The sequence below is a fragment of the Alloprevotella sp. OH1205_COT-284 genome (assembly GCF_003859795.1).
In the GTDB taxonomy this organism is placed as follows: domain Bacteria; phylum Bacteroidota; class Bacteroidia; order Bacteroidales; family Bacteroidaceae; genus Alloprevotella.
This window is the reverse complement of the sequence record NZ_RQYI01000026.1, coordinates 1-11,878: the sequence shown is the minus strand read 5'-3', so window position 1 is coordinate 11,878 and position 11,878 is coordinate 1. Positions and strand designations below refer to the sequence as shown.

The 11,878-nt window shown below is 52.5% G+C and carries 6 protein-coding genes; 2 read left to right on the top strand and 4 right to left on the bottom strand.

The features are described 5' to 3' along the window. Positions 1-12: 12 nt before the first annotated feature. On the top strand, positions 13-1,800 hold the full coding sequence (locus tag EII14_RS07035; RefSeq protein ID WP_124931839.1) for a SusD/RagB family nutrient-binding outer membrane lipoprotein: 1,788 nt from the start codon (positions 13-15) through the stop codon (positions 1,798-1,800). A 95-nt stretch (positions 1,801-1,895) separates the two neighbouring features. Further along, positions 1,896-5,663 (top strand): LamG-like jellyroll fold domain-containing protein, encoded by a 3,768-nt coding sequence (locus EII14_RS07030; RefSeq protein ID WP_124931838.1) that lies wholly within the window; start codon positions 1,896-1,898, stop codon positions 5,661-5,663. Between the two features lie 234 nt (positions 5,664-5,897). On the opposite strand, the gene thiL is transcribed toward EII14_RS07030, so the two are convergent. From thiL to EII14_RS07010, 4 genes are all read right to left on the bottom strand, one after another. After that, positions 5,898-6,980: a thiamine-phosphate kinase gene (thiL, locus tag EII14_RS07025; protein WP_124931837.1), complete on the bottom strand. Its 1,083-nt coding sequence runs from the start codon at positions 6,978-6,980 to the stop codon at positions 5,898-5,900. A 68-nt stretch (positions 6,981-7,048) separates the two neighbouring features. Beyond that, positions 7,049-7,528 carry a hypothetical protein gene (locus EII14_RS07020; protein WP_124931836.1) on the bottom strand — a complete coding sequence of 160 codons (480 nt, stop codon included), beginning with the start codon at positions 7,526-7,528 and terminating at the stop codon, positions 7,049-7,051. A 163-nt stretch (positions 7,529-7,691) separates the two neighbouring features. Then, the gene (locus EII14_RS07015; RefSeq protein ID WP_124931835.1) at positions 7,692-11,492 is read right to left on the bottom strand and encodes a LamG-like jellyroll fold domain-containing protein; all 3,801 of its coding nucleotides are present in this window, start codon (positions 11,490-11,492) and stop codon (positions 7,692-7,694) included. A 29-nt stretch (positions 11,493-11,521) separates the two neighbouring features. Beyond that, positions 11,522-11,800, bottom strand: coding sequence for a hypothetical protein (locus EII14_RS07010; protein ID WP_124931834.1), 279 nt, complete (start codon positions 11,798-11,800; stop codon positions 11,522-11,524). Positions 11,801-11,878 lie beyond the last annotated feature (78 nt).

Below are 11,878 nucleotides of genomic sequence, written 5' to 3'. Positions count from 1 at the left end.
CCAAAGCACCTCATGAAAACAAAATTATATACCATTGCCTGCATCGGGCTGTCGGCGTTTGCGCTCACCTCTTGTCTGCAATACGATGACCCCGGTGCCGAATTGAGCAGTACGCAGGAAATCGCCGATGAAGAATGGCACAGCGGCGACGTTGATCGCATCGATTTCCAAAAACTTCCCACGGAAGAGGGCGTGAAAGCGGCCATCGCCAAACTCGAAACCAAATTCAAGCAAAGTAAAACCGCACAATACAGTCTGCGCGGTGGAAAAGAGGGCAACGTGCCGCAGGCACACGCCTATCAGTTCCAATACAGCTTGGGACCCGATGCCTACGCACAATATTTTGTAGTGCCTCACAAAGACTTCCCATACAGCAACGCCACGCTTACCTCTTCTTACGACATTTCCGAGAAGTTCAACGGTGGTCCGCGTGGAAGCTACTACATGGTGAAGAACGCGCTCATGCCCCTGCTCAACCACCCGATGATCGACAGCATCCCCGAAATCAAAGCCGTCAATCTGCTCTACTATTCGTTGGCAGCGCAGGAAATGGCAGACCTCTCAGGCCCCTTCACTTATTTGGAAGACAAGAAAAACTCCAAAAATCCCACAGACTACAACGATTTGAAGACCATTTACTTCGGCATCGTTGATAATCTCGACACTATTGTGGCGTGTTTGAAAAACTACGACACTCGTCCGGAATGGTACAAAAAGCTCGTGGACGAAATTCTGCTCAACCACCATGTCACGAGCCGTCGTCTGATATATGGCGAACCGGGCATCAAGAGCTACATCGCTTTTGCCAACTCCCTCAAACTCCGCATGGCACTGCACATCGTGAAAGCAGATCCGGTCAATGCACGCAAATGGGCGGAAGAAGCCGTAGCTTCCGGCGTCATCGAAGATCCTGACGACCAACAAGGCATCTTTCCCATGCTCATCGGTTTCAACCATCCGCTTTCGGGCATATCGGCTTGGGGCGACCTGCGCATGAGTGCATCGCTCGAAACGTTGCTCATGAGTCTTGATCATCCCAATGCCACCTATCTTTGGATGAAGAACTCTACCGAAATCGAGAACGAAAAGAGCAAGGAAGTCCTCGAAGCCGGAGAGCGCGTTGTCGGTATCCGTACCGGAACCTATGTGGGCGACGGACAGGGCAGCGGAGTCAATCCTTATATCGGCTATTCGACCTTCAACACCTCGGTGATGAATAGTGCACCGCTCTATTTCGTGAAATATGCCGAAGTGTGCTTCCTGCGTGCCGAAGGAGCCATTCGCGGTTGGAACATGGGCGGAACGGCCGAACAGTTCTACAACGAAGGCATACGCAATGCCTACATCGAAGACCCCAACAATGCGTTCAACAGCAAATACGTGCAACTCGTGGCCAGCTATATGAACAAGGAGAACCCCACACCCTATGTGCAGCGCGACCCCCTCGGCGGCAAAGATTGGGAAAGTCTTACGAAGATCGGTGTGAAATGGAACGAAGCCGACGACAGAGAAGTGAAGTTGGAAAAGATCATCACGCAGAAATATCTGGCACTCTTCCCCCTTTCCACCGAAGCATGGACGGAACTTCGTCGCACCGGTTATCCCAAACTCTTCCCCGTGCTCAATCCGGAAGACGGCGACGGAACTTTGGCCGAAGGCGACATCATACGCCGCATTCCGTGGTTGCCCATCGATCCTCAGGATCAAGAGATCATAGCCAATTCGGGCGTGCCGGCACTCGGAGGACAAGACTTCCAATATACCCGTCTGTGGTGGGATGCTCCCACACCCAATTTCTGATACCGATCCCAACCCAACCTTAAACCCGATGACTTCTACGCCTCCCTTTTCATGAGGAGAGGGAGGCGGAAGTCAAACTTTAAATCAAACTTATTATGAAAAAAAGATTTTTACTCATTCCCTCCGTATTGGCCATGATGGCTGTCGGAGCAAAGGCGCAGGAGCTGAAAAGCGACTACATCAACTGGGGACTGGCGAGTGAAAAGTTTGGAGACGTGCTCACCGAATGGAATCCTAACCAAAAAATTTCGGAAGACGACAACTTCTTCATTTCTCGCGTGAAACCTCGTACGCATTTCCGCAACCAAAAAACGCAAGTCCGTCTCGGTCTTGATGCCACCAATGACAAACGCCTCGTGGCATGGCTTCCTGTCAATGAACCCGGAAAAAACGGTTTGCCCGACGGAGTTTACGACAGCGAAGTTTTCTCGATGTGGAACTATGTGACGCACTGGGGAAACTTTACGGCACCTCTCGGCCGTGTACCCGGAGCTTTTCTTGACGTCGCCCACAAAAACGGCGTCCCCGTGACGTCTGTGGCCAGCGTGCCCTTTGGTGATATTCCCGATGGTTGGACAACTTGTTTTAATAAATTGAGTGCCGTTGCTCCCGAAAAAGCCGCGCAGTTCTTGAATTTCTATGGGGTAAACGGCTTGGGATATAACTCGGAGTTCTCTACCACCAAAAATCTTGTTGAAGGACTGCAAAATTTCCACGAAAAACTGGTGGAAAAGGCCTCTGTGAAAGATCCTCTCTTTGAAAACCTTTGGTATGACGGAACTTCCAATGCCGGTTTCATCCTCTTCGACAGAGGGCTCGGTGCTCATAACGATGGCAACTTCGGCCCCAACGGAAAAGCGCGCGCCTCGTTTTTCCTTAACTACAACTGGAACAGAGCCGATCTTTTGACTAATTCTGTTGTTTATGCCAAAACTATCAATCGCGATCCCTTGTTGCTGTATGCCGGCATCAACATGCAAGGCGGTGAGCCCAAAGCCGGACCTCGCTGGACATTGCTGAAAGATTACCCCATCTCCATCGGTCTTTGGGGCGCGCACCAGCGCAGTATGTTTTGGGAAAGCCGTCAGGAAAAAGGATCGGCACCCGAAGTTCAACAACGCACTTATATGCTCCGCACCGAACGTTGGTTCACCGGCGGAACGCGCAACCCGATCAATTGCCCCGAGATCAACAATTCTTTGGCTTACCATGCCGACAACTTTGACTTCCACGGCATGTCGAGCATGATGAGTGCCCGCTCTTCCTTGAAGTGGGATTTGAGCGAAGAGCCGTTCATCAGCTACTTCAACCTCGGAAACGGTAAATTCATGAACTGGAATGGCGAGAGAGCCAACAGCCTCGAATGGTACAACATCGGTGTGCAAGACTATCTTCCCACCTGGCGTTGGTGGTTTGCCAAGGAGCTGCTCGGCCGCGAAAAGACCAATGTTCCGGCTCAAAGCCTTGATGCCGAATTTATTTGGGACGATGCCTATGTCGGCGGTTCGTGTCTGCGTGTATTCGGTTCGGGCGAAGAGCAATATCTCCACCTCTTCAAAACGGACTATGCTTTGCAGAGCGGCGACGTCATCACTTTCCGCTACAAATTGGTGAAAGGTTCGGCCGACTTGAACTTGGCACTCACCACCGTCGGAGCAGAAGAAACCGCTGTTGCTCCCAATGATTTCAAGGTGTTTGACTCCAAACTCATTGCAGACGAAGACGTGTGGTTGACCAAAACGTTTACCGTTGGCGAGAGTCTGGCCGGAAAGAACTTGGCCTTGGTGGCTCTCCACTTTGAAAACGCAAAAGACATGAACCTCCGCATCGGAGAATTTTCCATTGTGCGCGGAGTGGCTCAAAAGCCGGCTACGCCCGTTGTGGAAAGCTCGAAACTTTTGTATTTCAGCCGTAAGGGCGTAGACGGAAAGTTGATTTTCAACATGCCCAACGACAAGCCCGCCGGTGAGGTGTGCTATAACTTGGACGTGAAGACCTCTATGTTCAAGCTCTATGTGCAGCAAGAGAATAAAGAGCCCCTTTTCGTGGGTCTTACTACCTCTTGGGCAGGTATGTTCTACAATGCTCCTCTCATGCTCGATCAACCCTCGGCACGTGTTCGTTTCGGTGTTTCGGCACTCTCGCTTGACCACAAAGCGGAATCCGAAATTGCATGGGGTGAATATCTCAGCACTTCTACGTATGACTATAATGACGACATTCGTCTTGACAAAACTTCCATCAAGCCCGGCGAAGACTTCGAAATGAGCTTTGTCGATCCTCTCCACGAAAGTGGTAAATGGGAGCTTTTGGATAAAGCCGGTAAGGTTGTCTTCACGGGTGAAGGAAGAAGTGTGAAAGTCGAAAGTTTGACTGAAATCGGTGCTTACAAACTTCGCCTCACTGCTCCCCAATATGATAAAGATAAGAAGCTGCGCACGGTAACGACGCGTGAATTTGGCGGATTTGTGCAAATCACTTCGAAAGAGGTCGGTGCACTTCCGAAAATCCTCACCCTTACTGCCAACGAAAAGAACGAAGCCGTCGAAGTCAAAGTGAACGAAAAGGTGGCTTTCGCCTACACCGGTCGCGAAGCCGATGGTGCCGGTTCACAAGGAGTAGACCTGAAAGAAGAACGTTTTGGCGTTAAAGCCGCTGATCTCGACTTGACGGGTGGAAAATCTTTCTCGGTTGCTTTCTGGCTTAAAATCAATAAACTGGCCGCAGGAGAAACCCAACTGTTCAGTGTAGCCAACAAAGGTGAAAGTTGGCCAAAGACCGACTGGGGATGGATTTGGTGTAATCTGCAAGAAGACGGCCGGATGGGCAGCTTCACTTTCCGCGGCACCGATCGCAGCGGTAACGAAGAATTGCGCTATAAGTTTGAAGAAACTCGTTTGCCCATCGGCAACTGGGTACACATTGCATACAGCTTTGATTATAATGCAGAAGATGGATTCCGTGCCGACTACTACGTGGACGGTGTGAAACAAAAACTCACCGGTTGGAACCGTCAATCTCAGGGAGACACTTACCTGAACACCGATCCCGGTTATCAACCCAAAGTTTATCACATCACCAAGGGGCAAGTCATCGCTGTGGGCGGTAAGGCTGCTTTCCGCAACGGTATCGACGGTGTGATCGACAACCTCGTGGTGTGGGACAAAGCCATTACCGCCGACGAAGTTGCTCTCAGCATGGGCGATCTCGATCCTGCCAAACTTCCCGAAAACGTATTGGGACTTTGGAATCTTGAAGAGAAAGCCGGTGAAAACAATGTTTTCCCTGCCGTCGGTAAGAAGGTGGGTGTTGAGGCCGGAACTCACAATTTTGAAGCTACCGGAAATGAAGGACAGGGTGTGCTCAAATGGATTGCTTCCTCTTACACCTCCGGCACTCCTTTTGTCAAAGGTACTGCTTTCCCCGTTGTGACGAAAGCTGTTTGGAAAGCCAAGAAATCTGAAATCACCGGAGAAACCGGAAATGCCACTGCCGGAGAAGCTCTTATCGCTTTCAAGCAAAAGGGTGATTACGACGTGACGCTTACGCTTGTCAATTCTTTGGGTAGCGATAGCAAGAAGTTCTCTGTGATCAAGGTAGACTATCCCGAATCTATCGGTACGGTTGAAGCGGCCGATTTCCGCACCATTGTGGTGGGCGAAGACGTACTTATCGAATTTGCCCAAGCCGGACGATATGACGTTTCTGTTTATAACCTTGCCGGACAGCGTGTGGCACACAAGGATGCCCGCATCTTTGAAGGAGGTAATGTACAGCTTCGTCTCGGACAAACCGGAACTTATGTAGTGAAGGTGGCTCGTGATGGCAAGGTGGTTCGCACCGTTAAGCTCTTGAAGAAATAAACTCCCGTTTGCGTCAGACGCAGACGCATCTGAATACATTTATCGCAAGCCTTTTGTCATTCCTTTGGGTATGCACGAAGGCTTGCGATTGTTTTGTTTACGAATGATCTTTGTGGAGAAAAACGATCGAAAATATTCGGGAACCGGCCTCTTGTCGTAAGGTGTCGGTTCCCGAATGTTTTGTGTGCCGGGTGTGTCGCCGTAGCGGCCGGCCGTGTTGTTTGGGAGAGAAGTTTAGGGGCGGTTGTCGCCGTCTGTGTTGTCGTGTTTCGCTGCGTTCCACCCTTGTGCTTGGAGTTCGAACTCGTTGCCGTCGCGAGTGACGAGCCGGGCGCCGAGTTCCGGTCGGGTGATGTGTCCGATGATTTTGACATCTTCGAGTGCGGCGACGCGATCGTGATCGGTGAGGGGCACGGTGAAGAGCAGTTCGTAGTCTTCTCCGCCGTTGAGTGCGCAGGTGCTGACATTGAAGTTGAACTCTTCGGCCGCCACGGCGGTTTGATAGTCGAGGGGGATGCGCTCTTCAAACACGCGGCAGCCCACGCCGCTTTGTCGGCAGAGGTGCAGGAGTTCGCTGCTCAGTCCGTCGCTGATGTCGATCATGGCCGTGGGACGTATGCCGGCTGTTTGCAGTGCTTCTGCGATGTCGCGTCGTGCTTCGGGTTTGAGAAAGCGTTCGAGGAGATATTCTCTGCCGGAGAAGTCGGGTTGAAAATCTATGGCTCTGCGTGCCTCTTCGGTTTTGGCTTGTTTGATTTGCGAGAGGTAGATGCCTTTTTCCCGCTCCATGAGTTGCAACCCCATGTAGGCGGCTCCGAGATTTCCCGAGCAGCAGATGAGGTCGGTGTCGTGCGCACCGCTGCGATAGACCACGTTTTGCGCGGCGGCTTCTCCGATGACGGTAATGGAAACGGCCAGCCCGGTGAGTGATGCCGAGGTGTCGCCCCCCACGAGGTCGACGCCGTGGCGTTGGCAGGCCAGACGCAGCCCGGCGTAGAATTCATCGAGGTCTTCCACTGCGAAGCGCGAAGAAACGGCAACAGACACGAGCAACTGTCTTGGAGTGCCGTTCATGGCATAGATGTCGCTGAAATTGACCATTGCGCTTTTATATCCGAGGTGTCGCAGCGGTGTGTAGACCAGGTCGAAGTGAATGCCCTCCATGAGCATGTCGGTGGTGGTGAGGATTTGCGTTTCGGGATATTGCAACACGGCGCAATCGTCGCCCACGGCTTTGACGGTGGAGGTGTTTTGCGGATGCAGGTCTGCGGTGAGGCGTTCGATGAGGGCAAATTCGCCCAATTCGGAGATTTGCATGGAGTTGTAATACTGTTGTTTCGGAGTTTATGAGATTGGGGCAGTGCGAATGTTGTCAGATGTGGCTGTCAGAAGTAGTAGCCCAATCCGATGCGGAAGCCCACTTCGCTGCCGTCGGCAAAGTCGTTGATCGACATCTTATAGTAAACGGCCGGCTCGATGGCGATGTAGTGGTTGAGATAGAAAGTGTAGCCCACTTCGAGCGGTATGCGGAGATCGTTGATGTTGGGCGAAAGATGCGAATACTCCAATCCGGTTCCCAGAGATATGCCGTTTTGCAAAAAGTAGTAGCGCACTCCGGCTCCGAGAGTCACTTGGTCGGCATTTTTGCCGTAGTGTTTGAAGCTCGCAGAGCCTCGCAACATGAGCGCATCGGCCACGAAATAACCCACGTCGGTGTTCAGTCCCATGCGGAAGCTGCCTTTTCGATTGTATTCGAGGTTCAGTCCTGAGAGGGAAGTGCTGACATATTTGGTGTCTTTTGAAAATTGGGCGTGTGTCGCAAGCGTGGCGGCAAACACGAGCAGGAGGGTGAATAATTTCTTCATTTCGTTGTTCGGATAAGTATTTATGGGGCAAAGATAGGCAAAAGTTTTGTGTTTTTCGTCCTTTTTTCGTCCTTTTATTAAGCATAGATAGGGCGAACCGCGTGTGCGGTTCGCCCTGAAAGTCAATGTCGCTCTTCGCCGTCGGTGGCGAGGATCGGTGGGATCAGTGTTTGCGAATTTTGAAGCTCTTGCGGCATTTTCCATCTTTGGAAACAGTCACCACGTAGGTGCCGGCCGGTGCGTTGAAGTTGATTTCGGCCACTTCGTCGCGATCGGCGTTGTAGATTTCGTCGGCCACGAGGCGTCCGTCGGCGGCAAAGACGCGCACGGCATAGTTGCCGGCTTGTCGGAAGAGGATGTGTGTTTTTTCGTCGAACGTTTGCGGATAGATGGTGAAGTCTTCGGCCAGCTCGGTTTGTTCGATGCCGGCGGGTGCTTCGGTCACGACGATGTAATCGTTAATGGTTTTCGTGGTTGATCCCCAAGAGTTGGTGGCGATGATGGAGATGGGGTATGTGCCTTCTTTCTTGTAGGTGGCAGAGGCTTTCGTGTCGTCGGCGTTGTTTACCACGGCTCCTTCGAGCAACCATTTCGAAGATTCGTAGTTGATGGGTAGTGTTCCCGTGATGGTGGGCACGCCGAGGGCGGTGGTCAAGCGGTTTTGTTTGTGGTCGATGTTGATGTTGTTCTCCGACTTACCGATGGTCATATATCCTCCGGGGACTTTATCGGCATTTTTGCCGAGGTTGGGGAAGTAGATGTTTCCGTCGGCGTCGGTTTGGGTGGTTTCAAAGGTGAAGTATCCGTCGAGGTGTTCGGGAGCCACGGCATATCCCATCATGGCTTGTTGCACTTCTTCGTCGCTGAGCGATTTACTCCAAATTTGCACTTCGTCCACCCAGCCGGTGAAGGAGGCGAGGTTCACCATGGATCCGCCCACATAGAAGTGTGCACCTTTCCAGTCTTTGGGGGCGGTGCCTCGTCCGGGGCATTCGATCACTTTTTTGCCGTTGAGGTAGAGGCGTTGGTCGTTTTTGCCATTTTTGACCACGGCGATGTGATACCAAGTGTTGGGCAGCAGTGAGTAGCCGTCGGTGAGTCCGTCCACGTCGTTGTTGTGCTCATAGTTTGGTGTGCCGGCACGAGGCCCGTCGAAACTGATGGAGATTTCGTTGGCGGCGTTGTCGCGGTTTATGTTGTTGTTTTGTGCATAATGAGCCGGTCGGATGGCTGTCCACATTTGTCCCCAAACTTTTTCTGTCCATGTGCCGGGGTAGTTTCGATTGACTTTGGTCATGAGGAGTGTGCCGAGCGATGCGTGTTCAAACTTCTCGACCTTAAACCACAGTGCGAAGGAGTTGTTGGCATGAGAGTCGATGACTGCTGCGTCTACCGTGAACTGATAGGGCTCTTGCATGTAGAGCGATTGCGAAACGGTGCAGGGTTTTCCGTCGTGTTCCACGCCTTTTTCGATGTCGGCCGTAATTTGACGGGTTTCTCCTGCCGGCGCGGTGGGCTTATCGGCTTGAAGGGTGTTGATGCGCGGGAGTCGTCCGGTCGTTTCGGGGCTGACGAGGATGAGCGAGCGATTCATCGTGCGTTGTTCTCCCTGCACGACTTCCACGTCGTAGCTTCCGGCCTTGGGCAGCGCGGTTTTGAGTGCGCGGGTGGCAATGGCCGATTTGACGAGGTCGCCCGTCAGTGCGTTGTAGATGTTGATGTTGGCTTTGGGGTGGTTGGGGTCTTCAAAACCGATGGTAAATTCTTCTTCGGGTTTGATGATCTCCTTGTCGATCGTGAGGGTTTCGATCATTTGTAGCGGACTGGTTTGTTTTTCACTCCATGTAATGGGGCTTTTTGTGCGTCCGTCGCGTCCCACGGCTCTCACTCCGATTTGGAAAGTGGGATCATCGATCAGCAAGGGTGCTTCTACAACATAGGCCGCCCACGAGGTGGTGGTGGTGAGGAGATTTTCCTTAGCGCCTTGTTTGGTCCATATTTCGTAGTACCATGCTCCGACTTCTTCGTTGTAGATGGGGCTGTTGGCGCGGTCGGCGGGTCGCTCTCCGCTCCACGGCATGTCGAATATCACCTTGAAATCGACGCGGTTGTAGAGGCGTTTGAGCACTTTGATGGTTTTGATGACGGGGGTGACGGGTGTTTCTGCAAATCCTGAGGGCGTGTAGGCCAGTTCTCCGAGCAGTACTTCGAAGTTGTCGGGTGTGTCTTTGGCCGAAAGACCGATTGTGCCGATCACGTCGCCGGCTTTGAGGCCGAAGTCGCCGGCTTTGAGTGTGAGGGTGTTCCATTGTCCCTGTTCGCCGTCGGCCACGGGTTTCGTGGTGAATACGGGTTCTGCGCCTTCTTTGGCCACCATCAGTTCGAGATGGCTGTTTGTGCCGTGTGTGAGTTTGTAGACGAGGCGTATTTGGTCGTCGGCGGCGGTCACGTTCCAACGAGTGGCAAAGAGGCGTATGTCGGAGCGTTGGGTGGCACCGTGCAGTTTGAGACAGGAACCTCCGAACCATGCGTCGTCGTAGGTGAAGTCGGCTTTGATGGAGGGTGAGGGCACTGTTTTTCCGTCGCCCTTGTCAATCCACCAACGCCAAGTGGGCAGGAGGTCCTGCATGCCGATGTTATACCATTTGTGTGCCCAAGTGGTGCGACCCTCGTCGTTCATGAAACGACCGTTGCCGAGATTGAAGCGGGTGACGAAAGGCACTTCGGAGAGGGTGGATTGTTCGCGTACGGCAGCTGCGTATCCGTGCCACGTTTTCAGATCGGAGAAAGAGGCCGTCGTGTTGCCTGTGTTGATGGGCGGGAGTTGAAGCACGTTGCGATTTCCTCCCGAGAAGAGCATTTCTTGTTTCTTTTGATATTCGTTTTGCACTGCATAGTCGCTCTGTCCGCCCTCGGTGGAGGCGGCGTAGAGCTGCGAGCGGTCGTGGGCTCCCCACACGACGATGCTGACCGGGTATTTCATGAGGTCTTCCCAGCCACTGTTGCCCCGTTTTCCGTAGCCGCGTCCCTGTTGGTCGAAGCCGGCATAAACGTCGAAAGACGAACGCCCGTGTTGGACGGCCGTGGCGACCGAGGTGGCCAGATCTTCGCCCGTCCAGTTGTAGTTGAGGAAATACATGTCGGTGACGGGTTGGTTCGAGAGTGTGTGGTGAAACCATGCGTCGTTGTTGTTGTCGAGTTTGCAACCATTGTCGCTCAGCCAACCGTTGTTGAGCACGAAGGCATACCAATCGACGCGAAACTCATAGCCTTTCTTTTTGGCGATTTCGTGACATTTGGCCAAGAAGGGTATGAAACGACTGTACACCGTGAAGCCCCAATGGCCTTCGGGGTTGAAAGTGAGTCCGTCGATGCCGTAGTAGTGGAGGAAGTCTACGAGTTTTTCGGCATTGACAAACTCGCCTTTGCTGTCTTTTTCGGCCAAATCGTAGAGGGTCTTTCCCGGTTCACTAAAAGCATTTACGGCTGCTCCCCAATCGATGAAGTAGGTGCATCCGGTTTTGACGCCGTTTTTGTGTGCCACGTCGTTGAAGGCTCCCGGCACGCGCCACCAACCGTTTGACCAGTTGGAATGATATTTCACATACTGCCAAAGGTTGAAGTTGTCGCCGTCGAAATTGTAGCGTGGCAGTGCGCCCCATTTTTTTGTCATTTCGCCTGTGGGCGAGCACCAACAGAAGTTTTTGGCGTTGGTGTCGTTGAGTTTGGTGTTGGCCGGCGCGGAGGGCAGGAAGCGTTGCTTGACGGGCACGCGAGAGATGAAAAAGTTTTCGTCTTCGGGTTCTGTGCCCCAAGCTTTTCCTTTTTCCCATGCTTGGAGAGAGGCAACGAGATCTTGGGGAGTTCCGTAGCGAACGTACATTTCGTGCGTGGGTACGCTCTGCCCCACGGCGTTGGCACTGATCATCAATGCCGACGCAGCCAGTAAATGATGAAATTTCATACCGGTGTGTTTTTGGGTGAATAAAAAGGTTAACGTTGCAAATGTACGAAAAAATATGCAATTTCCAAGCATTCTCGAAAGATTAGCGATTGCTTTTTTCCGCCGGCCGCTCTCTTGCCGCCTGCACGCCCTTCGGCTTTCTTTTTGGGCACTCCGCTTTTGTGCGTCGGGCATCGGCGGCGCAGTTCCCGGGCGAACGGAGATCGGAGCGGTGTGGCGGGCGGCAGGAGGAGGGAGCGCAACCGGCCGTCGGGGGGAGAAAACAAAAAGCTCACGGAAACGAAAAATGCCACACCGCGGTGTGGCATTTTCTACTCGTTACTTAGAATTTTCTACTCGTTACTTAGAATTTTCTACTCGTTACTTAGAATTTTCTACTCGTTACT

Excerpts from the sequence above, each read along its gene's own strand:
- EII14_RS07035 (WP_124931839.1), top strand. The coding sequence starts at position 13 with ATGAAAACAAAATTATATACCATTGCCTGCATCGGGCTGTCGGCGTTT.
- EII14_RS07030 (WP_124931838.1), top strand. The coding sequence starts at position 1,896 with ATGAAAAAAAGATTTTTACTCATTCCCTCCGTATTGGCCATGATGGCT.
- thiL (WP_124931837.1), bottom strand. The coding sequence starts at position 6,980 with ATGCAAATCTCCGAATTGGGCGAATTTGCCCTCATCGAACGCCTCACC.
- EII14_RS07020 (WP_124931836.1), bottom strand. The coding sequence starts at position 7,528 with ATGAAGAAATTATTCACCCTCCTGCTCGTGTTTGCCGCCACGCTTGCG.
- EII14_RS07015 (WP_124931835.1), bottom strand. The coding sequence starts at position 11,492 with ATGAAATTTCATCATTTACTGGCTGCGTCGGCATTGATGATCAGTGCC.
- EII14_RS07010 (WP_124931834.1), bottom strand. The coding sequence starts at position 11,800 with ATGCCACACCGCGGTGTGGCATTTTTCGTTTCCGTGAGCTTTTTGTTT.